At 39.8% G+C, this 23,483-nt stretch carries 22 protein-coding genes; 19 read left to right on the plus strand and 3 right to left on the minus strand.

Annotation, left to right across the window (positions count from 1 at the left end):
* Positions 1–55 precede the first annotated feature (55 nt).
* From NSQ50_RS14330 to NSQ50_RS14350, 5 genes are all read left to right on the plus strand, one after another.
* Positions 56–646, plus strand: a complete 591-nt coding sequence (locus tag NSQ50_RS14330; RefSeq protein ID WP_076213308.1) for an RNA polymerase sigma factor — start codon at positions 56–58, stop codon at positions 644–646.
* Complete coding sequence (locus NSQ50_RS14335; RefSeq protein WP_076213313.1) at positions 624–2,249, plus strand: DUF4179 domain-containing protein; 1,626 nt, start codon at positions 624–626, stop codon at positions 2,247–2,249. The genes NSQ50_RS14330 and NSQ50_RS14335 overlap by 23 nt, the downstream gene beginning before the upstream one ends.
* Before the next feature lie 89 nt (positions 2,250–2,338).
* Complete coding sequence (locus NSQ50_RS14340) at positions 2,339–2,566, plus strand: hypothetical protein (RefSeq protein ID WP_036678084.1); 228 nt, start codon at positions 2,339–2,341, stop codon at positions 2,564–2,566.
* A 128-nt stretch (positions 2,567–2,694) separates the two neighbouring features.
* Positions 2,695–3,855 (plus strand): alanyl-tRNA editing protein, encoded by a 1,161-nt coding sequence (locus NSQ50_RS14345; protein WP_076213317.1) that lies wholly within the window; start codon positions 2,695–2,697, stop codon positions 3,853–3,855.
* 68 nt (positions 3,856–3,923) lie between these two features.
* Positions 3,924–5,066: a copper amine oxidase N-terminal domain-containing protein gene (locus NSQ50_RS14350; protein ID WP_076213321.1), complete on the plus strand. Its 1,143-nt coding sequence runs from the start codon at positions 3,924–3,926 to the stop codon at positions 5,064–5,066.
* Positions 5,067–5,135: 69 nt separating this feature from the next.
* On the opposite strand, the gene NSQ50_RS14355 is transcribed toward NSQ50_RS14350, so the two are convergent.
* Positions 5,136–5,936, minus strand: coding sequence for a polysaccharide deacetylase family protein (locus NSQ50_RS14355; RefSeq protein WP_076146076.1), 801 nt, complete (start codon positions 5,934–5,936; stop codon positions 5,136–5,138).
* Between the two features lie 330 nt (positions 5,937–6,266).
* On the opposite strand from NSQ50_RS14355, the gene NSQ50_RS14360 reads away from it, so the two are divergent.
* A complete protein-coding gene (locus tag NSQ50_RS14360; RefSeq protein WP_076222589.1) occupies positions 6,267–7,808 on the plus strand; it encodes an ABC transporter ATP-binding protein in 1,542 nt (513 codons plus the stop codon).
* A complete protein-coding gene (locus NSQ50_RS14365; RefSeq protein ID WP_076222587.1) occupies positions 7,801–9,564 on the plus strand; it encodes an ATP-binding cassette domain-containing protein in 1,764 nt (587 codons plus the stop codon). The genes NSQ50_RS14360 and NSQ50_RS14365 overlap by 8 nt, the downstream gene beginning before the upstream one ends.
* Here the strand turns inward: NSQ50_RS14365 and NSQ50_RS14370 are convergent.
* Positions 9,458–10,405: a LysR family transcriptional regulator gene (locus NSQ50_RS14370; protein ID WP_081386834.1), complete on the minus strand. Its 948-nt coding sequence runs from the start codon at positions 10,403–10,405 to the stop codon at positions 9,458–9,460. The genes NSQ50_RS14365 and NSQ50_RS14370 overlap by 107 nt on opposite strands.
* A 134-nt stretch (positions 10,406–10,539) precedes the next feature.
* Between NSQ50_RS14370 and NSQ50_RS14375 the strand changes: the two genes are divergently transcribed.
* From NSQ50_RS14375 to NSQ50_RS14400, 6 genes are all read left to right on the plus strand, one after another.
* Positions 10,540–11,769: an MFS transporter gene (locus NSQ50_RS14375; protein ID WP_036678069.1), complete on the plus strand. Its 1,230-nt coding sequence runs from the start codon at positions 10,540–10,542 to the stop codon at positions 11,767–11,769.
* Between the two features lie 55 nt (positions 11,770–11,824).
* The gene (locus NSQ50_RS14380) at positions 11,825–12,226 is read left to right on the plus strand and encodes an NUDIX hydrolase (protein WP_036678067.1); all 402 of its coding nucleotides are present in this window, start codon (positions 11,825–11,827) and stop codon (positions 12,224–12,226) included.
* A gap of 190 nt (positions 12,227–12,416) precedes the next feature.
* Positions 12,417–12,842: a DMT family transporter gene (locus tag NSQ50_RS14385; protein WP_036678064.1), complete on the plus strand. Its 426-nt coding sequence runs from the start codon at positions 12,417–12,419 to the stop codon at positions 12,840–12,842.
* Between the two features lie 40 nt (positions 12,843–12,882).
* Positions 12,883–13,341, plus strand: a complete 459-nt coding sequence (locus tag NSQ50_RS14390) for a DMT family transporter (RefSeq protein WP_036678062.1) — start codon at positions 12,883–12,885, stop codon at positions 13,339–13,341.
* Positions 13,342–13,542: 201 nt separating this feature from the next.
* Positions 13,543–15,222: a biosynthetic-type acetolactate synthase large subunit gene (ilvB, locus tag NSQ50_RS14395; protein ID WP_036678058.1), complete on the plus strand. Its 1,680-nt coding sequence runs from the start codon at positions 13,543–13,545 to the stop codon at positions 15,220–15,222.
* 32 nt (positions 15,223–15,254) lie between these two features.
* Positions 15,255–15,572 (plus strand): iron-sulfur cluster biosynthesis family protein, encoded by a 318-nt coding sequence (locus tag NSQ50_RS14400; RefSeq protein ID WP_076146069.1) that lies wholly within the window; start codon positions 15,255–15,257, stop codon positions 15,570–15,572.
* 103 nt (positions 15,573–15,675) lie between these two features.
* Here NSQ50_RS14400 and NSQ50_RS14405 read toward each other — a convergent pair whose 3' ends face one another.
* A complete protein-coding gene (locus NSQ50_RS14405; protein ID WP_076222585.1) occupies positions 15,676–16,284 on the minus strand; it encodes a TetR/AcrR family transcriptional regulator in 609 nt (202 codons plus the stop codon).
* Between the two features lie 257 nt (positions 16,285–16,541).
* On the opposite strand from NSQ50_RS14405, the gene NSQ50_RS14410 reads away from it, so the two are divergent.
* From NSQ50_RS14410 to NSQ50_RS14435, 6 genes are all read left to right on the plus strand, one after another.
* The gene (locus tag NSQ50_RS14410) at positions 16,542–17,309 is read left to right on the plus strand and encodes an SDR family NAD(P)-dependent oxidoreductase (RefSeq protein ID WP_076222583.1); all 768 of its coding nucleotides are present in this window, start codon (positions 16,542–16,544) and stop codon (positions 17,307–17,309) included.
* Between the two features lie 210 nt (positions 17,310–17,519).
* A complete protein-coding gene (locus tag NSQ50_RS14415; protein ID WP_076144214.1) occupies positions 17,520–18,320 on the plus strand; it encodes a GNAT family N-acetyltransferase in 801 nt (266 codons plus the stop codon).
* 35 nt (positions 18,321–18,355) lie between these two features.
* The gene (locus NSQ50_RS14420) at positions 18,356–19,039 is read left to right on the plus strand and encodes a response regulator transcription factor (protein ID WP_076144212.1); all 684 of its coding nucleotides are present in this window, start codon (positions 18,356–18,358) and stop codon (positions 19,037–19,039) included.
* 1 nt (position 19,040) lies between these two features.
* Complete coding sequence (locus tag NSQ50_RS14425; protein ID WP_076222581.1) at positions 19,041–20,042, plus strand: sensor histidine kinase; 1,002 nt, start codon at positions 19,041–19,043, stop codon at positions 20,040–20,042.
* A gap of 95 nt (positions 20,043–20,137) precedes the next feature.
* Entirely contained in the window at positions 20,138–20,821 is a 684-nt protein-coding gene (locus tag NSQ50_RS14430) for an ABC transporter ATP-binding protein (protein WP_036678042.1), read from the plus strand.
* On the plus strand, positions 20,818–23,421 hold the full coding sequence (locus NSQ50_RS14435; protein WP_076222579.1) for an ABC transporter permease: 2,604 nt from the start codon (positions 20,818–20,820) through the stop codon (positions 23,419–23,421). Before NSQ50_RS14430 ends, NSQ50_RS14435 begins: the two co-directional genes overlap by 4 nt.
* Positions 23,422–23,483: the final 62 nt, after the last annotated feature.

The raw sequence follows: 23,483 nt of genomic DNA on the forward strand, positions 1-23,483 counted from the left end.
GAGTTTTTTAAATAGGGATCGTCTATAAAGTATCGTGCTTCAAGGAGGCTTCAGGGTGAAGGGACATGTATCGAAAGTTGAAAAAGAGGATGAGAGGCTATGGATCCAAAATATTCTCGATGGACATAAAGAAGACTATTCGTATCTTGTAAATCGATATAAGAATAAAATTTATGGGCTTATGCGAGGAATGGGAGCCAATCATCAAGATGCACAAGACATAACGCAGGAGACTTTTATTAAAGCTTACCGCAAGCTGGCCTCACATGATTTGGATAAGAATTTTGCGGCGTGGCTATATGCTATCGCTACTAATTTACTGAAGGATTTGTGGAAAAAAGACCGACCAACAGCGAGCTTGCCGGACAACAATGCCGAACATTCTCTTTCAGATAATCCAGAAGAAGAATTAATGCGATCGGAGCATCGCACAGAGCTGCTTCACCTGATGCAGAAGCTCCCGTCTAATTATCGTACGGCTTTACTGCTTCGTTATACCAATGATTTAAGCTATGAAGAAATGTGTATGGTTCTAGATGTTCCATTAAGCAAGATTCAAAATGATTTATACCGGGCTAAACAGCGTTTGAAGCAGCTAATTACACTCCAGGAGGTGAAGACCGATGAGGTGCTTAAATTCCTATGAGATCGAAGAATATATTTTAAGCAAATCTATCTTACGAGATCAAGCCGTAGCTGAACATATGGCAACTTGTACGCATTGTAATATGATCTACGAAGCAGAGCTTGAAGAACAAGCAGAATGGTCGCAGGCTATGTATGAAGAGCGCTTACCAGATTCATTTACTGCTCAAGTAATGGCTTCTTTGGAACAAGTAGAGCTTGAGGAATTTACTCCAACACAAAGGAATCGCAAGCATCCGAAGCGCAATAAGTTGCTGAGATTATTTATGGGCGCGGCGTTGTTACTGGTTGTGCTAAGTGCCGTGATCTTATATTCCGTTCCTACACTGGCAGAGACTTTACGTTCTCTTTTTGTAAAAAACAACATGGACATTGGCCTTCTACGAGCACAAGAATTTGGGTTAGTAGAACATCCTAATATTAAGGTGAAGGATAAGGGCTACACTATCAAAATAGATGAAGCGGTGGCAGATCCTACACGGGTAATTGTTGCGTTACAGTTGTTTGGACCGGATGGAAAGCATGATAAAAAACGCTTGGCCCTTAATGATGGGAACAGTATTGCGATTAAGGATGATCAAGGGAAGGTTGTTGGGGAGTTATACGATATAGGATTTACCAGTGACTTTTACTATTTGATCGCTAATTTCACTGAACCTCTGCAAACTGATCGAATTACGGTCGAAGGTCATATTACTGAATTGGGAAGTGAACGCAAGAACATCCCTACTCTTAAAGGCGATTGGAATTTCAATTTTTCGATGGATATGACGGAAGCGAATAAACAAACGACCTCCATGCCACTAACGGGTAGCTACACCTCCCCGGACGGTTTAACTGTGACCTTGAAAAAATTAACTCATATGGTGCAAGGTGTTCGTTTTGAGTTCGATACTCAATTGAGTGAAGAGGCGTTGACCCGTTCTCCAGGCGAACTATGGAAGCAACAGGGCTTGAAATTCCATTTTGAGGATACAGCAGGAGAAGAGATTCACAGTGTTAATGCTAGAAAGTTTCCTAATAAGAATAGCGTGATGTCCTACTCTAACATTCCCGGGGCAACAAAGGGACTTATGCACTGGAGCTATACGTTTAAATATTTACCACAGGATACGCCTTATACTTTCGTATTGGATGGATATTTTATCCCAGAGAAGGATGGTTCTAGTGTGCAATTTGAGCCAGCCAAGTTGAAAGAACATCCGATTCCCTTTGCTTTTGACGGGGATGAGCTGATGTTAAATGATTTTATAGTGGAATCGTCTCCCGATAACAATGTATCAGCGAAGGAAGGTGTATTACATTTTAGCGGAAGATTGAAAAATGAATTTATGAATGATGAATGGATGTTCAAGACAATGGATGGCAAGGAATACAAACTCACTAAACAAGGAGCGCATTCTATCAAAGGGGAAGGATGGAAGGATGGTTATATTATAATTGTTCAATCTCAGTCAAATAATCAAAAGAAATATTTCCAATTCCGTGCCGAAGGCCTTACACAAATTCCCGAGCAGCTTCAATTAGTACGCACGATAAACAATCGAATGTATACTAATGTAGACTGGTCCGTTCCTATCATGGAAGCTAGCAAAAAAGAGTAAATATAGTTATTTGGTTTCCGGATTGTACAAGCAAATAAGGGGGAATAAGCATCTCATATACTATCACAATCGAAAAGAGGTGGTAGTTTATGACTGCTGCAGAGAAGAGAAAAATTCAAAGAGCTTTGAACGCATTGCGTAAGCAAAGAGTGATTCTGAAAGAAAGTCTTAAAAGAATTGAAGCCATTCTTTGCAGGTTGCCTATTGGCAGTCGTGAAAGATTTGAATTGTTAGCAGTAAGAGACTCAATAGTAGAAGCGCTTCGATTAAATGCAATTGCCATTAGAAATTTAAAAGATGCTACTTGTTCTTGTTAATTACCCTAATACCAGTTCTACGCAGCTTTTGCGTGGAGCTGGTTTTTTTGAAATAATAAGATTCACACTATCCGTTATGATACTATAAACTTAATATGTCGATAACGTAAAAAGAGAGGAAACCATTTATGACCAACAAATTATACTACAATTCAACATACCTGACTGATTGGCAAACCCGTGTGACTGAAACCATAGAACGAGAAGATGGTCTTTATGTTCTTTTGGAGGAGACGGCTTTTTATCCGCATGGTGGTGGACAACCCTGTGATCTAGGATCTATTCAGGGAATTCCTGTGCTTGATGTAATCAGTGAGGAAGAGCTTGTACTACATAAGCTGGAACGTTTACCTAATGACGAATCGGTAGCTTGCCAGCTCGATTGGAATAGAAGATTTGACCATATGCAGCAGCATAGTGGGCAGCATTTGCTCTCAGCGGTTTGTCTAGAAAAACATAACTTTATGACCTTAAGCTTTCATTTAGGTGAGGATTATTGCACCATTGATATAGAAGTGCCAGAACTGAATGCTGGTCAACTGTCCTCGATAGAGAGAGAAGTTAATCGGCAGATTTACTTAAATCACAATATTCTCAGCTATTTCGTAACAGGGGAAGAGGCTTCACAGCTTAAATTGGTTAAACAGCCAAAAGTGACAGAGAACATCAGGATTGTTGAGATCAAAGATGTTGAATACAACGCTTGTGGGGGGACACATGTGTCCTCAACAGGTGAAATTGGAATGATTAAGCTTCTGAAAGCTGAAAAAATAAAAGGGAATACGCGGATTTATTTTAAATGTGGATACCGGGCTTTAGAGGAATTTAATACCAGTCAGCAAATCCTTGGTACACTATCTTCCAAATTCAATACAGGCAAAGATGAAATTATCGATCGAATTGAAAAATGGGAAAATGAACAAAAGCTTCTGCAAGCTGAAATTAACCTGCTTAAAGAAAAAAATGACGACTATGTCGTGCAAGAGCTTTTAAATGAGCAAGCGGGAAAGATAATCGCACAAGTATTTGAGGATAAATCGCTAAAAGATCTACAGAGCTTAGCTAATAAGCTGACTTCGAAATGTGATCTTCCTGTATTATTAGCTACTTCTGCGGAGAATAAGGTTGTGTTTGCGCAGAATGGGAGCCTGGAGATTTCCTGTGGAGCTTTTTTCAAAGCTCATCTAGGCAGCTACAACGGTAAAGGCGGGGGCAGCGATAAACTGGCGCAAGCAGGATTCCCAACTTGGGAGGATGCTTTGGCTTTTTATGAGTTTGCTAGAGGGTGAAATGAAACTTTTTCCATTATCTTCCGTCTAATTACATATGATTATAATGTCGAAGGAGACGGATAGAAATGAATAAATGGAAAGTAACGCTAGGGATCTTTGCTGTTTTGATTTTAAGTACTGGGTATGGATCGGCATCTGCGCAAGCAGACAAGCAAATTCAATTCAACTATAAAGAAATTGGAATCAGCAGTAAACAAGTCATCGCGGAGAATACAACTTTTGTACCTTTGAAATCACTTGCAGATGCTATGGGTTATACGTTATCGTGGGATCAAAAATTAAAAACGGCCAAGCTGGTACGTCCAGAGCGTGAAGTCATCTTCACTGCGGGTGCTACAACGTCAAAAGTGAACGGGGGAGCGATGGGATTAACAAAATCTCCACGTATCATAAAAGGTTCGTTGTACGTGCCATTGGTCTCTGCGGTCAGTGTACTTGGGGGTAAAGCGGGGCTAAATAAAACGGATGGAATTATCCACATCGTTGATGAACCTAGATTTGTTGCCGCTTCTGTAGAAGGAAGATCCTATTGGATATCTCAAAAAAACGGTGATTTATATTACCGGGCTACAGCAGCTGGGAAACCAGTAATTATTGGCCAACTACCGCTCAAGGGATCCGCTTACAATCATGGATTTGAGATCAAGAAATTTGGAAATGGCAAGTACTTGCTCCAGTTAACAAACAATCACTATGCTATGTTTAATGATTTCAGCAACAGCTATCAGGTACTAGTTCAAGCAGGTACAATAATTCAGCAAATGGATTATCATTATATGATCTCTGCTTATCCTCATGCGCCTCAAGTGCCCTCCACTCAGGTGTATATGACCGATGGGAAGAACGTTCAGTATATTACTAACGATGGCGGTTTGGGCAAGTTGTTTGAGATGGAGAAATTAACCGGGGCAACCGGTGATTTCATAGTGGAGTACGCCGCGGAGGATGTGGCACTCGTTCGCTTATTAGATACAACACAATTATATATTGTCTCTAGCAGTACAGGAGAAATCGTCAATCTCAGTGAACAACTGATTACTAGTGAGGATCGTAAAGAATGGGATAAAGTAAATGATGGCAGAGATCAATACATTCTGACCAGAATGTTAGGGATGAAAAGCCGTAAGGGGAATGTGCTGACCTTCACCTATACGCCACTCCTTGAAGAAAAAGCAAAAACAGTGACATATACACTTCAAGCGAAATAATTGCAATCAGATCAATATTTTTAGCAAAAAAGAGCGGTGTTCAACATCGCTCTTTTTTTGTATTTGGGATTATTTCGTTGTCATCATACTTCCACCCTTAATCTGAACCGGTTGATCATTTATAGATACCCAAACATCTATAGCAGAATTGTTGCGGATAATCGTTTTGTCGGCACTTAATTTTAGTGAATACAGGGCAGTGACATAATCATAAATCTCAATATTGGTTGCGTACCAAATATCTGAATGCCCACCTGCTTGTTGGCAAAAGGTTTCGATAAGCTCCCAATTGTTCTGCTGTGCGAACTCATAACTATGGCCCCAAACATAACAGAGTCTTAGTTTCTGGGAGGGGCCTTCCATAGTGAATCGCTCCCAAACCTGATGCAGATCTTCAATATGGTGGCAGGTTGGATGCCATTCCATGAAATTAAGAGGCATATCAAACTGTTTAGTAGAGTGAACAGTGCGGCTGTATTCAATTCCAACGGACTGAAGTGGTGCAATTATCTCCTGTGAGTATGTACCATAGGGGTAGGACATGCCTCGCACTGGATAATCCACCAGCTTCTCCAGTCGTTTACGGTCTTCGAACAGCTCTTCAATTACCATCGGTAAAGGTAGACGCTCTAGATGTGGGTGAGTAACGGAATGGGCGGACACTTCATGATTCCTGAGTGATTGCTTAACATCAGCGGGCGATAAGAACCCAGGTGCATTGATCATTGCACTATTTAAATGGAAGGTTCCTTTAATTCCATATTGATCAAAAATTTCTGCCAAGCGGATATCGTGTTTCTGGCCGTCATCATAGCTCATAGTGAGCGCCTTAGGTAATCCGCCTGGGAATAAGTTGAATTGAAGTTTCATGAATTCACACTCCTATAATTTGGTAAGCTCGAAATTATTTCTTCCAATTATAAACAATTAACGTTATAATCAGATTCCACGTTTAAAAAGGAAAGAGTTTTCAGTGAAAAATATACATTTAAGGAGAGATGCTATCTGCCTGACTTTCTCTACGTTGTAAAACTACTCTATGTAAAAGACAAAAGAAACTCACTTTTATATTTTATCACTAACCTGCTGAGCCCACCAATTCTATTTGCAGAGCTGTTCATAACGAAATATGTGGTTGACCTCATTCAGAACTTCACGCCTAACGCCTACCTACATATCTTACTATTGGTAAGTTCACTGATGTTAATTTTATACCTGGCTGGCATCAATGGTTCTCTTCGAGCCATTTCTGTAACCAATTTAACGGCAACCAGTATTTATGAACTGGAACATAAAATTTTGGCTAAGACCTCTAAATTATCGATGGCTTTATTGGAAGACCCCGCAACAAAAACGATTAGAGAAAAAGCAAAACGGCTTTCCTTGATCGATTTGTTAGATCAATGGACCGGAGTGACAATCCACTTTATAACATTAATCGCACTAATCTTAGTCCTATCCTGTTATGGCTTTTATATCCTGGCAGTGTTCATTTTAGTTGTACAAATTCTGCAGCTTTACCTCATGAGATGGATGTCTCGGAAAATAGAGGCTATTTCAGCGAATCAAACCTCCTCTGTACGAATGATTAATTATATCTTTGATTTGCTGATTAGTAGAAATACCCTCCCGGAAGTAAGAATGTACGGAATGTCCTCCTACTTGTTTTTTGCAATGAAAGAGCTCTTCAATGGAAATTTCAAACAAATGCACCGAAAAGTTGTTTTATCTGAGACCTTAAGCTTCTCCCAAAGTATACTTATGACTTTATTAAACGGGCTTACGATTGCTATTTTAGCAATTACACTTGGAGGTAGCTGGCAGAGTGCCGGACTTTTCGTATTATTACTTCAGATATCTAGTCAATTATTTATTGTCATTCCTGCACTATCAAGGATGTATTCTGATCTGACCAAAAGTCGCTTGCGCTTCAATGAGTATAGTGCGTATTTGGAACTTGAAGAGCAAGTTCAAAGAGATCCGGAAGATTCCATAAGGAATACCGATGCGATGCAGATCACAATTCAGCAGTTGAATTATCGTTATGCAACCAATGCACAGGACACGCTTAAAAATATAAACATGACCCTCAAACCTGGTGAACGAGTTGCTTTTGTAGGTGAGAATGGTTCAGGAAAATCCACGCTCATCAAGCTAATAGCAGGGTTATATCATCCAACAGCGGGAAACATCCAGTGGTTTAATGGAGAGCAGGAAGTTTTGGCTCATAACGTCACAAAGGGTGTGAGAGTTGTATTTCAGGACTTCACTAAATTACATAGACCAATTCGAGAAAACATAGCCATGGGGAATATTGCTGCCATGTATAACGATTCAAGATTATTAGCTGCGATGAGAAAAGCAGAAGCCGATTCTTATGGTGTTGCGTTGGACACTTTAGTAGGTCCACAGTTTGGGGGGATCGATCTGTCTGGTGGACAATGGCAAAGACTTGCGATTGCACGTGCTTATCTCAACAACGGCTCGCTTACGATTTTTGATGAACCTACTGCAGCCCTCGATCCTTACGCGGAACAGCAGGCGTTTGAAACCTTTATGAAATTAGGAGAGCAGCAGACCTCCATTATTGTGACACATCGGCTATATATGTCCAAATTTGTTGATAGAATTTTTCTGTTTGAGCATGGAGAAATCGTTGAAAGTGGAACACATGAAGAATTAATGAAGTTGGATGGTAAGTACAGGGGAATGTTTAACCGCCAGTCCTCTTTATATGGCTGAGAAAGGAGAGATTCTGCTGAGAAGAGACCTTAAGAATATTTTAACGATACTGGCACGGATGATTGGAAAAAGTCCCGTAATCTCAACAATAACGATCATAGTTCCTATAATCAGTGGATTATTAACTTTTTACTCGTATTCTGTTCAAGTTCATATCATTAATGCAGTAGCTGCTGGTGCGATAACCTTTCTTCCGATTCTATGGTTTGTTTTAATTCATGGGGTACAAGCCTGTTCAGTGAGTATAACCAACATAATGAAAAGTCGAATGAATGCGGAACTAACTCTCGCTTTCCAATCCGAGCTGATAGATATTGCAAACCAAGTTGACTTTGAGGATTTTGATGATGAAGAGTTTGGGAACAAGCTGCAAAGAGCTAAAACAATAGTTGGAGAAGATTTAGAGGGAATTACTGGTTTTTTGCTGTCCAGTGTAGGGAATGTCTCAGGACTTATAAGTATCATCTGGTTATCGGCTACAAGTGGATATTTTTTAGTCACACTGGTGGTGGGTTTAATGATCGTATCTACTTTATCTTTTCGAATGTTTACAGAGATTAAAGTTAGAAGAACAGGGCGAGAGCTTACTTTTGACGGAAGAATGGGAGATTATCTAGCTGTAACTTTGGAAGATCCTAATGCGATTAGGGAAATGCGAATCTATAACTCTATCTCCTATTTTACGGATCTCTGGGCAAAGCTTATGAAAAAGCAGCATGATAAAAGGTATAGTGCCAGGAAATTCGAGATCAAAACAGGGATGATTGTGGCTATGGTTCAGACGAGTGCTATTTTTATCGTATTGATCTATCTGTTAAGTAAAATGGGGGAGTCAAATACAGTTACTGTGGGGACAATCTCAGTGTTATTTCTGGCTTTGTTAACCTGTGGTGGTAAAATCATGAGTTTGACCTGGCCGCTAAGCAAGCTTTACATCAGCAGCAGTAAATTATATGACTTAAATGAAGTGCTTACCTATAAAAATAGAGATTTCCGAAAAAATAATATCAATAACAGCTCTGAAGCTATGCTTCCTATTACCGTTTCAAATGTCTATTTTAAATACGCCAAATCCAGTAAGTATGTTTTATCTAACATCAATATGGTCATTAAGCCCGGTGAGAAAATAGCCATTGTTGGAGAAAATGGAGCAGGAAAGTCTACCTTGATCAAATTGTTATTAGGGCAGTACACTGCTAGTTCTGGATCTATTTACTGGAAAGACAGTCCAGAACCTCAAGGTAAAGTATCCGTCGTGTACCAGCATTCTATTAAATTCGAACTGACACTAAGAGAAAACATCCTGTTGGGGGATGCCAAATCTTCGCCGGACGATGTGAAAATACTAAGTATTCTGGAAAAATGTGAGCTGATGGATTTGTTTTACGAATTAGGGGGACTAGATGTAAGGTTAGGTCAAATGCTTGAAGGAAGCAGGCAGCTATCAGGCGGACAGTGGCAAAAGCTGGCGATAGCGCGTGCGTTATATAATGATGCGGATCTTATAGTGTTTGACGAACCTACTTCTGCGATTGATCCGAATGCTGAGATGCAGATCTATACACAATTATTAGATATCTGCCAAGATAAAGCTGCCATCTTCATTTCACATAGACTGGGCTGGGCGAAAAATGTTGATAAGATCTATGTTATTGATAATGGAAGTATAGCTGAAGTGGGGCAGCATCAAGACTTAATAAATAATAAAGGGATTTATGCAGATATGTACGCTTTACAATCATCTTGGTATAACTAAAAATGCTTAGCATTGTAGTTTTTACCTTAATTATATCCATGAGGTTTACTAAAAAAATCCACAGCAAATTTATTTTTAATTGAACAATTTCGGTATTTTGACTTCTTCTGCCTAAGGAGAGAGGGAGGGTGAAGGTGATTCCTAGTCCCATTTCTACTAGGGTTTGAATGGCGCTTACTTCTTCAAGCTCGAACGTAATTTGAGGTTCAAATCCAGCTTGTCGGCAAAATTCATCTGAAATTTCACGGAAATTATATCTAGAAGATAAAGAAATGAAATTCTCACCTGCAGCTTCTATCAAAGAAATACTCTTTCGATCAGCAAAGCGATGGTTCTTGGGCACAGTTAAACATAATTCTTCTTCTGCTAAGGTATGCCACTCGATATCTGGTCCAGTAACAGGTGTAGATGATATGCAAAAATCAATCGCTGCACTCTCTAAATCATTTCTCATTTCTAACGCAGAGCCAAGCTGGCGTTGGATAATCCGTACATGCGGATGAAGGGTAAGAAATTCTTTTAGTAAAGTGGGCAATACATACGGGAGTGTGGCCGCAATAGAAATTACACCATGTTCAAGTCCAGCCATATCTGTGAGCTCACGCTGTCCTTCTTCAAGTTCCATAAAAGCTTGCTCGACACGTTGCAGATAGGTTTTGCCGAATTCGTTCAATTTTATATTTCTGCCTTGTCGCTCGAATAAGGGAACACCTAAGTTTTTCTCTAAACGCTGTATGGAATTACTAAGGGAGGGCTGAGATACATTTAATTCTTTTGCGGCCTTAGTCATGTGTTCATGGCGTGCAACTGCCTGGAAATATTGAAGCTGAAGGAATTCCATAATAAAAAACCTCACTTTACTTATAACTCTAATGTGATCTATCGATCATATAATATGTATTTTACTTAATTAATTTTCAGTCCTATACTATTGTAACATATAAAAAGTTATAGGTAGGATGGAGAGAGTCTGTTGTGATTAGAGAGAAAATATGGACCCGGAATTTTATTGTTGTTTGCTTAAGTAGTTTTTTTATGTTCCTGACCTTTTACATTCTGGCAACTGCATTCCCGTTATACGTTAAGGAAAGCTTACACGGGAATCAGCAGCAAATGGGGTTAGCGATTACTATCTATGTAATAGGGGGAGTATTGATCCGTCCTTTTTCGGGACAATGGGTCGATAAATTCGGCAAAAAGAAAATGGCGGTTATTGGGCTAACCATATTTCTAATCGCCTGTATTGGTTACTTCGGATCTAATGGAATTGTATTATTCCTGGTAATTCGTTTCCTTCACGGAATGAGTTATGCTGTTGCCTCGACAGCTACTAGTACAATAGCCTCGACGCTAATTCCTTATTCACGTCAAGGAGAAGGCATCGGTTATTTTAGCATGTTTATGAGCATTGCTATGGTCATTGGACCCGCATTGGGTCTTTTTCTCTGGAAAGATGAGAATATTAATGTACTACTGTTAGGCGTGTGTGTGATTGCCGCTCTTTCGCTGTTATTCACGTTAGGTGTTCGGATGCCAAAAGAAGATAAGGCTAACGTTATTGAAGCTGTTAAGGAACCTGCTAAGACGCGAAAAGGGCTTCGCTGGAGAGACGTAATCGAGCCGAAAGCCTTGCCGATATCACTTGTCGGATTTACGCTTGCTTTTTCCTACAGCTCCTTGTCTGGATTTATAGCTTCTTTTACGAAAGAAATTCATCAATCACAGCTTACTGGTTATTTTTTTGTGGCTTTTGCAATTATGATTGTATTGTTTCGCCCGGTTATAGGTAAAGTATTCGATAAATATAATGAGCATATTCTCATCTATCCCGGAATTCTAATCTTCGCAGTTGGATTGCTTAGTTTAAGTCAAGCTCGGTCTGGTTTGATGTTAATGATGTCTGGTGTCATTATGGGAATTGGATATGGTGCACTTATGCCATGTTTCCAGACTCTTGCGCTTAAATTAGCGGCTAAAGATCGTAGAGGTAGTGCGAATGGGACCTTTTTCTTGTTATTTGATTTGGGTTATGGAGCGGGCTCGTATTTCATGGGTTTAATTGCTTCTTATACGGATTACCGAATGATGTATGAGGTTGCGGGGGGAGTAACACTTCTTTCTCTTGCTGCGTACTATTTGCTTCATCATGTACCTCAGGCCAAAGCTAAGCTGCACATACAAAAATCAAATATAGACGTTGTATAAATAGATGGTCTTGGCTGTATGATATAATTATCAGAAAAAATATGGGGAGAACTGTATGACTACTATCATTGATAAAATTGCATGGATTCATATTCAGAATGGACAAGTTTTGTGTGCGCGTTCCACAGGGAAAGATACCTATTATTTGCCTGGAGGAAAAAGAGAAGCTGGAGAAACAGACGAGGAGACGCTCGTGCGCGAAATCGAGGAAGAGATCTCTGTTCGTATTAAACCAGAAACCATCTCCTATTTTGGAACCTTTGAAGCGGAAGCTCACGGTAAAGAGGAAGGCGTAATAGTTAAAATGACATGTTATATCGCGGATTTTGAAGGTTCACTTAGTCCTGCGTCGGAAATTGATGAGTTATCCTGGTTATCTTATAAGGATCGAAATCGTGTTTCAGTCGTTACACAGATCATTTTTGATCAATTGCATGAGCATAAATTACTTTCCTAATCTACAATTTAAAGTTCTGAAAGCCCGTTTTAAGCCTAAGAGATGGCTTGAGGCGGTCTTTTTTTTGAAAACAGACGAAAGGCTTATAGGGTCAACAACATTGTTTATTTTGGTTTAGGACAGATGTCCTTTTTTAAAGGCCTGAATTGCTTTTTAATATGTAAGAGATCGAAGTTGAGGAGAGAGAGAAATGAGAGGAATTATATTTGCGTTTTTAGCGGGGGCTTGTATCACTCTGCAAGGAGTATCTAATGCTCGAATTAGTCAAGATATTGGGACTTGGCAAGCTGCGACAATTACACAGCTAACTGGGTTTATAATGTCCTTATTAATCCTGCTGTTCGTCCGAGATGGCAAATCACAGGGCTTTAAACAGGTAAAACCTTTATATTTGATTGGCGGCGCCTTTGCCGCAGTCATTATTTTCAGTGAGGTAACAGCTATTCAGCAGATTGGTGTAACGTTTACGATATCCACATTGCTGATTGCTCAGCTATGCTTGACCTTCATCATCGATATTAAAGGCTGGTTCGGGATGGAAAAACGAAAGATGAGACTGCCACAATTTATCGGTATCGCGTTAATGATTGCTGGCGTCGTGATCCTGAAATTCTAAATGATCCTGATGGACAATCGATAAATGGAGGAGTGAAGTTATGATTATAGGTTTGATATTAGCGCTTATCGCGGGCTCACTAGTGAGCCTGCAAAATATATTTAATACGAAGGTTAATGAGAAGGTTGGATCTTGGGCTACAACGACATTAGTGTTAGGCATGGGATTTCTGGCTTCTTTTATCATGAGTCTTATCTTTGAAGGCAACCGTATATTTACTTTGCGAAACATGGAGCCCTGGTATTGGATCAGCGGATTGATCGGAGTGGGAGTTGTAATCTGTCTCGTGCAAGGGACCAAGCGGCTTGGACCAACCTATGCGATCTCTATCGTGTTAATCTCTCAGCTTGGATTCGCTTTATTGTGGGATTCCCTCGGCTGGTTAGGGCTTGAGAAGGTTCCTTTCACTTGGAAGCAGTTGGTCGGAGTACTTGTGATTGTTGGCGGTATTCTAGTGTTTAAGCTAGGCGGTGCCCGGGAGACTCAAAAGTCGGCTTAAATCAATCCTCTAAATAGAGCTAATAAATTTGTAAGCGTGGACCCATAGGGTTCATGCTTTTTTTTGTTATGAATAACCTATTCTCGGACGCATGACTGTCAAATTAGAAGTGATGGCAGTCACACGAGAGGAGAAGAAAATCGATTTATACTTTGCCAAAGCAGTAAATCTGGAGCATAGAAGGAAAGGAGAAATTATCTAATGTCGGGAGCAGAATTGTTAGTAGACTTGTTATTGAGGAAAGGTATTTCAACGATTTTTGGTTACCCCGGTGGGGCTGTACTGCCTGTATATGATGCATTGTTCGATTGTGAAGGATTAGAGCATATTTTAGTACGGCATGAACAGGCTGCAGTACATGCCGCAGATGGTTTCGCGAGAGCGACAGGAAGTGTAGGCGTTACACTCGTAACTAGTGGTCCTGGAGCCACCAATGCTATAACTGGGATAGCGACAGCTTTTATGGACTCCATTCCACTGATTGTACTAACTGGTCAGGTCCCCACGGATATGATTGGATTAGACAGCTTTCAGGAGGTTGATATTTATGGCATGACCATGTCCATCACGAAGCATAATTACATAGTAATGAATAAGAGTGATCTCCCACGCATCATTGATGAAGCTTTTTATTTGGCAACTACAGGACGTCCTGGCCCAGTTCTTATTGATCTGCCTAAAAATGTTATGATGGACACAACTCCAATAATATACGAAATTCCCGAACAACAATCATTTGTTTCTATTCGTGGATATTCAGTTGCTAATCAGTCTAATGGGAATGACTTGGATACGATGGCGGAGAAACTTCGGAATGCTGCCAGACCCTTACTATTGATCGGCGGGGGATGTGTAGCAGGTGAAACCCCTTCCTTATTGCTTAATTTGGCAGAACGCCTCGATCTTCCAGTTGCTTCTACTCTGATGGGTATAGGGGCGTTTCCATCTGATCATCCATTGCACTTAGGAATGGTAGGTATGCATGGAACGGTGGCCGCGAACCGCGCTATACAAGCAGCTGATGTTCTAGTTTGTCTCGGCGTCAGATTTAGTGATCGTGTAACAGGAAAACGCAGAGCGTTCTCTCCTCATTCGTATAAAATCCAAGTGGACATAGATGAAGCTGAATTTGATAAAAATATAGAGATGGATCTAGCTCTTTGTGATTCTATAACAAACGTATTACAGGAAATGCTTAATCGCTTATCAGATAGAAAGATTCCTGAATGGCATGACCAGATCAATAAATGGAGCAGATGTCCAATTCAACCATTTAGAGATCATCATGAATCGAGATTGACACCTCAAGACGTTATTCGGTACGTTGATCATGCAACTGTCTCCGATGCTATTATTTCCACGGATGTAGGACAACATCAAATCTGGACAGCACATCACTATAATTTTAAAAAGCCGCGTACCTTTCTAACCTCTGGAGGATTGGGTACTATGGGTTACGGGTTTCCTGCAGCTATTGGAGCAGCAGTTGCTTTTCCGGAACGGCAGGTTGTATGTATAAGTGGGGATGGAAGCTTTCAAATGAATATGCAGGAAATCATGACAGCTGTAGATTTGCAGCTCAATGTAAAAGTAGTTATTTTGAAAAATGGTTATTTAGGAATGGTGCGTCAGTGGCAGGAACTATTCTTGAACAAAAGATACTCAGCCGTACAGATTAGTTCACCTGACTTTGCCGCACTCGCTAAATCCTTTGGTGCACAAGGTTATCAAGCCAGCACTAAAGAAGAGGCTAAAGCCATAATCCAACATGCTATGAATACCGAAGGTCCTGCTATTATGGAATTTGATGTCATCGAAGAAACAAATGTCTATCCAATTGTCCCGCCTGGGGCAAGCAACGATGAATCGATTGAAGGGTAGTCTAAATTACAAAATAAGGAGTAGAGTATCTTATGCACATAGAACTAAACGCACTAACAGTAGATAAGTTAAAAGAAAACCTTGGGGAACGGCTAGGTGATTTTAAATTGTTCTTCGATACAGAGGGGTGTGGTTGTAATGGCGTGATCGTAATTCAGATCATTAGTGAACCCTATGCTACAGATATTGAAGTTCAGAAAGAGCCTTTTACATTTTTTGTTGATCGTCAACAGGAATCTTTATTTGATGAACAGATGCGACTTGAAGCAGATGCAAATTACCCTACATTTAAATTAAGTAGTGATGCCAGTCTGTTAGGAAATAATATTCGAGTAAAAGATATTCGCTGAGTAGAGCACTGCTACACTAAAAAACCAGAGCATTTGAGATCATCTCTCAATGCTCTGGTTTCTTGAATTTTTGTTTCCGTATTAGCTGCTTGCGTTTCGTTTCTTATCCATTTGATTTTTTCATAAACGCTATATGGTCTATTTTGCTGTTAACCAGTGTAATTAACTGTTCTGCCATATAGCTCGCCGAATATTTGAAATTGACTTCAGCCCAGTGCATAATGACACCTACTGTAGCAGACATTTGGTAACTCAACATAATTTCATAAACCACGGGAGCAGCATCAGCTTCTATCTCAATCCGCATATCCTCACGCATGGATTCCCGTAAACGGTCGAACAGTTCAACAGTCATTTTCCCTCGTTCCACTGCGGATAAGGCCAAAAACTCAGCTTTATGCCCCTCAATATATTCGAACAACTGCAAAATGGAAGGGAAAACCTCTGTTGCCTCAATCCGATCCATTCCCTCATAAGGGTCTATTAGCGCTTCACCTATGCCCTGTAGAAATTCATCATGTATTTCCTTAAGCAAAGCCTCTTTACTCTCAAAATGCTTATAAAAAGTCCCTCGATTGTAATCCGCTCGATTAGTCACGTCCAATATCGTAACTGAATCATAACTATTTTCCAATATTAGTTCAACGAATGCAGATTTCAGAGCTTGGCGTGTTCTTCTGGTTCTTCTGTCTTCATGCTCTTCCTGTATCAAAAAAACTACCCCCAGCTATGATCTTTTTATCGTTCATTTATAATTCCTACTTTAAAAGTAACAAAAGATCAGCCAATGTTCAAGATTTAGACATAAGTAAACACAGAGATCAGTTCTGTTGGTTAGGCGACATTGATTAAAATTCTGATTATTGAACAGATTAACTAATGGGGTGTACTCTAGTAATAGAGATAGGTTATCTCATCTCCTAAGACTATAATATATAGCCAATTCATAACAAAGGATGCGAATATACAATGAGTGAATCATATGTAAAAACTGCTGTAATTACTGGAGCTGCAGGAGGAATCGGTAAGGAGCTTGCCCGTCGATTGTCTGATCGTAAACTGAATCTTGTACTTGTCGATCTGAATGAAGAAGCGATAAAAAATATTATCCAAGATTTAGGCTTAAATGAATCTAACTCTTTAGCTGTAGCTGCGGATGTCTCTAATGAAGAAGACGTTCAGAATTATGTTAATAAAGCGGTAGAAAAATTTGGTGCCATTGATTATTTTGCAAACAATGCCGGAATTGAAGGTCCAGCAGGTCAAATCGAAGAGCTTAACGTCAAAGCACTTGATCTTGTATACAACGTCAATGTACGTGGTGTATTTCTTGGACTACACTATGTAATTCCTGTGATGAAAAAACAAAACTCAGGTGCTATTCTGAACACTTCTTCTCTGGCAGGACTCATGGGCGCACCAGGCATGGCCCCTTACATTATGTCTAAGCATGCTGTAATTGGTCTGACTCGCGTAGCTGCAAATGAGCTTGCACCACTTGGCATTCGTGTTAATGCGGTACTGCCAGGAACGATCAATACACAAATGATGCGTAAAATTGAGAATAATTTCAGAAGTGCAGAAGAATACAAGGCAGCTAACGAAGCTGCAACACCAATGGGTCGCTACGGTGAACCGCAAGAAGTTGCCGCTGTGATGAACTTCCTTCTGTCGGATGAGGCTTCATTCGTAACGGGTTCTCTATATACAGTCGACGGTGGTATGATAGGTCAATAATGCAAGCTGATTTCGGTCATTATGGATACTCCAAATAAAGGATTGGGCCTGTGCGTTAAGCATTGGGTTCAATTCTTTTTTATTTAGGATACCCCGATCGGATTTAATAATAAGCAATCTGTTGAATTATCTTATAGAATATACAAAGGGGAATTATTCTTTTAAGTATTGCTCAGTTATTTAGATAAATTGTTGTCGAGGAGTGTTCATATGCTTGAATTATCTCAACAGGACTTTATTGAAGTGAAACCGTTACTTACAGGTGCTCTTATTCATCCTGAAATTCTCTCCATCATCGAGGGAAATAATCCGGGCTGGATTTTTGTAGATCAACTTGTAACACCGAAAAGCGCGTTGGTATGGAGTAAGGGGATGCAAGGATTTTATATTATAGGCGATCACACCAATGAGATATTTATCAAAAGCTTAGATAGTTATGTATCCAGTCATATTGCACCGAGGATGAAAAAGCTTGGGCTGGAGTATTTTGAAGTCTCAGGTCAACACGATGAATGGGATCTGGCATTGATGTTTCCTTCTAGGAAGCTATATCCTTTTGAACAAATGGTGTTCAAGTTATTCCACAAGCCCGCTGAGTCCCTTAATAATGGGATTAGAACTATAAATCTTAAAATACAGGATTGGGAGAACTTAGATTTAAAGCACATGGAATTTGTACATGAGAATATTGATTTATTCTGGTCATCGAAAAAAGATTTTAAGGCAACAGGCTATGGATATGCTGCTATTGAGGGAGCTGAGATCATTGGTGTATGTTATTCTAGTTTCGTTACTGTGGATACTCATGCTATCGGAATTGAAACCCTCTCCAAGTATCAGAATAGAGGAGTGGGGACCCATTTAGCGGCTTTAGTAGCGGGAGATATACTTGCAAATGGTTTTACACCTTATTGGGACTGTTCATTAGATAATGAAGCTTCCCGAAAGCTAGCGCTCCGTTTAGGATTTCAGCAAATTCATCAATATAAGTGTAGTGCTTTTTCAATATGACAGTTTCGCAAATTATTAGGTTAGGATGAACATTGATGAGAATATTGCTCGTAGAGGACGATAGAACCATTGCGTCAGGACTTGAATATTCCTTGCAGCAGGATCATTTTGAAACTATTTTATGTTATGATGCAACCTCTGCTAGGAGGGTGTTGGCGGAGCAGATATCTGAAGTAACACTTTGCATTTTTGATCTCTCTCTACCGGATGGCAGCGGATATGATCTGTGTAAGATCGTGAAGGAGCGGAGCGATATTCCGGTCATCTTTTTAACTGCGATTGATGATGAGGTCAATGTAGTGATGGGACTTGATATGGGAGCAGACGATTACATAACTAAGCCATTTCGGATTCGTGAGCTGTTATCACGCATTAAATCGGTGTTAAGGAGATATAACAAGCAGGCTCAGACCCCGTCTAATTTTGAACTAGAGAATGTACGGATTAATACGCTAGAAGGAAAAGTTTATAAGAACGGCAATGAAGTTCTGCTAACAGCATTAGAATATCGTCTGCTTCTGATATTTGCTAATCATGTGGGACAAGTCCTTTCCAGAAATCAATTGTTAGAGCGGATTTGGGATGTCGCCGGAGAATTTGTAAATGATAATACATTGTCTGTGTATATTAAACGCTTACGGGAAAAGTTAGAGGATAACCCGCAAGAGCCCACCTTAATCAAAACAGTACGCGGTTTAGGGTATAAGGTTGGTGATTAGGATGTTACGTAACAAAGAATTTAGATGGTTATTACTAACGATGTCTACGATCAGCCTTCTGGCGATTATAGTAACGGCATTTATTTCATCAGGGGCGATGGGGATCACGGCGGTAACTTCAGTTCTGCTTATAGGTTGTTGTTTATTATTTACCCGCTGGAGATACCGCGAAATTGAGAAGCTTTCAGGGTATCTACGTCAAATTAGCAGCGGTAATTATTCGCTCGATGTTCGTGATAATCAGGAAGGCGAGCTTAGTATCCTGAAAAATGATATTTATAAGGTGACGTTGATGTTATCGGAGCAGCGTTTGCTGTTGCAAGAGGATAAAATAAAGCTTACCAATGCGATCTCCGACATCTCCCATCAGCTCAAAACACCACTTACCTCCATGACCGTGATGGCAGATTTATTAAGCGACCCTGAACTGAACGTTGAGAAAAGAATAGAATTTACGCGGAAAATCAGCCTTCGGCTCGATCGGATTGGCTGGCTGGTTTCTTCATTATTAAAGTTCTCAAAGATCGATGCCGGAACCATTCAATTTAAAAAAGATTCAATAAAAGTAAAGAGGCTTGTTCAGAAATCTATGGAGCCCATACTGATTCCTATGGATATTAAGGAGCAACGGATCTTAATCGAAGGAGAAGACGCTAGCTCATTCATAGGTGATCTCAATTGGACCACAGAGGCCATCATTAACATTCTGAAAAACTGTGTAGAGCATACACCTGCTGGGGGAGTGATCACGATTTCTTTTGCAGAAAACACGCTGTTCACGGAAATTGTCATTACTGATAATGGCAAAGGAATTCCTAAGGCAGAGATCCCCTATATTTTCAAACGATTCTACAAGGGGACAAATGCAAACGAAGACAGCGTTGGAATTGGACTTGCCTTGGCGCAAAGTATTATCACTGAACAAAACGGAACGATTGATGTGATGAGTGAAGTAGGAAAGGGTACACAATTTCAGATCAAATTTTACAAGCAAGTGATTTAACACTTATGGCTTAGTGACTAGAATGTCACTTAAGAGTCACTGGAGAGTCATTGTAGACAGATATACTGATCTCATCAACAAATGGAGGTCTAACAATGGATATTTTAAAGATTGAACATCTGTCTAAAACATATGGTAAAGGCGAGACTGCAGTAAAGGCTCTGGATGACGTATCGTTTTCAATTAAAAAAGGTGAATTCGTAGCGATTATCGGACCATCCGGCTCAGGAAAATCAACCATTCTGCATTTATTAGGTGGAGTGGATAGACCGACAAGCGGCAAAGTATTTGTAGATAACACGGATATTTACGATTTGAATGAAACACAGCTGGCGATCTTTAGACGCAGACAAATTGGTCTGATTTATCAGTTCTATAATCTCATACCGGTGTTGACGGTCGAAGAGAATATCACACTACCGTTACTGCTCGATCAGCATAAGGTGGATAAGAAACAGTTTGCGGATACCGTGAAGGCGTTGAATCTGGACAATCGTTTAAAACATCTGCCGAATCAGCTATCAGGCGGACAGCAGCAGCGGGTATCCATAGGCAGAGCGTTAATTAGTAATCCTGCAATTATGCTGGCAGATGAGCCAACTGGTAATCTAGATAGCAAGAATAGTAGTGAAATTATTGAATTACTAAAAATGTTTAATAAAACGTATAATCAAACACTTATTGTTATTACTCACGATGAACGTATTGCCTTGCAAGCAGATCGGGTCATTACTATTGAAGATGGAAGGATCGCTAAAGATGAGGTGATTCGTCCGTGAATATCGTAAACAAATTAACTATAAGACATTTGAAACAGAATAAGCGAAGAACATTGGTTACTATCATTGGAGTCATTATTTCTGTAGCTATGGTAACGGCTGTCGCGACCTTAGGTTTTTCTTTTATGGAATTAATGAAGAAGCAAAGTATCTCGACAAATGGAGAATGGCATGTCCAATATAGAAATGTTACTAAAGCTCAGCTCAAAGCGATAGAAACAGATGATGCGACAAAAGCACTAGTGATCTCCAACGATCGTGGTTACGCCCCTTTAGAGGGTGGGAAGAATGAGAATAAACCTTATTGGTATATCAAGGAATATAATGCAGCTGGTTTTAAACAATTTCCGATTGAACTGCTGGAAGGTAGACTCCCGAAGACAAACCACGAAGTAGTCATTTCTGAGGAGATTGCAAAGAATGCAAAAGTCACTTACAAGATGGGGGAAACTTTAACGCTTGATGTTGGTGAACGTGTCACTAGCGATGGTGAAAATAGTGGCCAACCCCTATCTCAGAATGAACGATTACGGACTGAAGAGGATACACTGCTTGAAAAGATTATTCATAAAAAACCAATGAACTATACGATTGTGGGAGTGATAAAACGTCCTACTTGGGAACCAACATGGTCTCCTGGCTATACTGCCTTAAGTTATGTGGATGAAAGCATGATTGGAGCAGCCGAAAAAACGACAGCGACGGTTGTATTAAAAAAGGTGGATAGCTCCATATACAAGCATGCAGAGGAATTGGCAAAAGAAAACAATATCGAGTCGATCTCTTATAATAATAGTCTGCTCCGCTACTATGGTGTGACGAATAACGATGGCTTACGTAACACACTTCTTTCATTGTCAGTGATCATTATGGTTGTGATTATCATTGGTTCCGTTTCATTAATCTATAATGCTTTTGCGATCTCTGTCTCGGAGCGTGCACGTCATTTAGGGATGCTCTCCAGCGTAGGGGCTACAAAGTGGCAGAAGCAGAATTCAGTGTTTTTTGAAGGAATGATTATCGGTTTAATTAGTATCCCCATTGGGATCATTTGCGGAATAGCAGGCATCGGGATCACTTTTATGTTTATCAATTCGATGATTCAAGATGTATTAGGCATAACAGAAAAATTAACGTTGGTTGTTACACCTCTGTCTCTACTAACCGCTTGTTTAGTTTCAATACTGACAATTTTTATATCCACCTATCTTCCAGCCAGAAAGGCTTCAAAGATCTCGGCTATTGATGCGATCAGACAAACAACCGATGTTAGGCTCTCTGGTAAAGCTGTGAAAACATCCAAGTTCGTGCGCAGATTGTTTGGTATTGAAGCAGAAATTGGTTTGAAGAATTTAAAGAGAAATAAACGCAGGTACCAAGCAACCGTGTTCTCACTTGTCATTAGTATCGTTTTGTTTTTATCTGTATCAGCGTTCACTTCTAATATGACAAGGTCGGTAGAACTCTCACAGGATGGGTTGAACTATGATATCCAAGTATATATGGGGACTGAGGACGCTCAAAAAGTGGATCGGTTGACGAAATCGATATCCAAATTACCTAATATAACGGAATATAATGTGACTAGGGAACTTAGTGTGAGTTCATGGATTGATGAAAAAAATATGGCGAAAGAATTGCAAGAGATTGTGCAGGCGGATAAGAGTGTTCTAAAGAACGGGAAATATCCTTACTACATTCAGATTTATGCACTAAATGAACAGAGTTTGAAAACCTATGCAAAAACGATCGGTACAAATTATGAACAACTAACGAAGCTTGATCAGATGACTGCTATTGTGAATGATACGGTTACTTTTGAGGATGAGAAAGCCAAAAAAATTGTCGAGACCAAAGCTTTTCACTCTGAAGTCGGCCAAAAGCTTGATCTTTTTTATACGGATTGGGATACAAAAAAAGAGACGGATTTATTACCCGTAAAAATTGCCGCTCTAACTGATAAACGTCCCATGGGTGTACATTCAGCAATGGTTGGTGGAATAAACATCATCGTCTCTGAACAAGTCTTCGATAAACTAACAAATGATACGATGAGTAAAGATATTCAAAGTCGGCTTAACTTGAACAGCACAGACTCATTAGCGACACAGCAAGCCATAGAGGAAATGAAAGAGCGGAATATCTATGTTCAAAATGTGTATCAAAATAGACAAAATAGTGAGCAGATGATCATGTTAATGTCTATTTTCACCTATGGTTTTATTGCTTTGATTACTTTAATATCAATTGCGAATATTTTTAATACGATATCAACCAGCATATCCCTTCGTAAAAGAGAGTTCGCAATGCTGAAGTCTGTGGGGATGACACCAAATGGTTTTAATAAAATGATTAATTACGAAAGTGTTTTTTATGGAATAAAGTCACTACTATACGGGCTTCCGATTAGTATCGTTATTATGTACTTGATCTATAGATCAATGATGAGCAGCTTCTCTTATGGATTCACACTTCCGTGGATGAGTATCTTGTGTGTCATAGCGGCTGTATTTATCATCGTTAGCGCAGCCATGTTATATTCAAGCTCAAAAGTGAAAAAAGAGAACATTATTGATGCATTAAAACAGGAAAATATATAATTATTAGCCCATCATTGCCGCGTTTAACGCGGCTTTTTTGTGTCATATCTGACACGTTGGTA

Origin of the sequence: Paenibacillus sp. FSL R10-2788, from assembly GCF_038003885.1 — a bacterium.
In the GTDB taxonomy this organism is placed as follows: Bacteria; Bacillota; Bacilli; order Paenibacillales; family Paenibacillaceae; genus Paenibacillus_AQ; species Paenibacillus_AQ odorifer.

Coding starts and splice junctions, on each gene's coding strand:
- NSQ50_RS14380 (WP_036678067.1), top strand. CDS start 11,825: ATGACTACTATCATTGATAAAATTGCATGGATTCATATTCAGAATGGA.
- NSQ50_RS14370 (WP_081386834.1), bottom strand. CDS start 10,405: ATGGAATTCCTTCAGCTTCAATATTTCCAGGCAGTTGCACGCCATGAA.
- NSQ50_RS14425 (WP_076222581.1), top strand. CDS start 19,041: ATGTTACGTAACAAAGAATTTAGATGGTTATTACTAACGATGTCTACG.
- ilvB (WP_036678058.1), top strand. CDS start 13,543: ATGTCGGGAGCAGAATTGTTAGTAGACTTGTTATTGAGGAAAGGTATT.
- NSQ50_RS14415 (WP_076144214.1), top strand. CDS start 17,520: ATGCTTGAATTATCTCAACAGGACTTTATTGAAGTGAAACCGTTACTT.
- NSQ50_RS14390 (WP_036678062.1), top strand. CDS start 12,883: ATGATTATAGGTTTGATATTAGCGCTTATCGCGGGCTCACTAGTGAGC.
- NSQ50_RS14355 (WP_076146076.1), bottom strand. CDS start 5,936: ATGAAACTTCAATTCAACTTATTCCCAGGCGGATTACCTAAGGCGCTC.
- NSQ50_RS14345 (WP_076213317.1), top strand. CDS start 2,695: ATGACCAACAAATTATACTACAATTCAACATACCTGACTGATTGGCAA.
- NSQ50_RS14340 (WP_036678084.1), top strand. CDS start 2,339: ATGACTGCTGCAGAGAAGAGAAAAATTCAAAGAGCTTTGAACGCATTG.
- NSQ50_RS14410 (WP_076222583.1), top strand. CDS start 16,542: ATGAGTGAATCATATGTAAAAACTGCTGTAATTACTGGAGCTGCAGGA.
- NSQ50_RS14400 (WP_076146069.1), top strand. CDS start 15,255: ATGCACATAGAACTAAACGCACTAACAGTAGATAAGTTAAAAGAAAAC.
- NSQ50_RS14335 (WP_076213313.1), top strand. CDS start 624: ATGAGGTGCTTAAATTCCTATGAGATCGAAGAATATATTTTAAGCAAA.
- NSQ50_RS14420 (WP_076144212.1), top strand. CDS start 18,356: ATGAGAATATTGCTCGTAGAGGACGATAGAACCATTGCGTCAGGACTT.
- NSQ50_RS14365 (WP_076222587.1), top strand. CDS start 7,801: ATGGCTGAGAAAGGAGAGATTCTGCTGAGAAGAGACCTTAAGAATATT.
- NSQ50_RS14430 (WP_036678042.1), top strand. CDS start 20,138: ATGGATATTTTAAAGATTGAACATCTGTCTAAAACATATGGTAAAGGC.
- NSQ50_RS14385 (WP_036678064.1), top strand. CDS start 12,417: ATGAGAGGAATTATATTTGCGTTTTTAGCGGGGGCTTGTATCACTCTG.
- NSQ50_RS14360 (WP_076222589.1), top strand. CDS start 6,267: ATGTTAATTTTATACCTGGCTGGCATCAATGGTTCTCTTCGAGCCATT.
- NSQ50_RS14350 (WP_076213321.1), top strand. CDS start 3,924: ATGAATAAATGGAAAGTAACGCTAGGGATCTTTGCTGTTTTGATTTTA.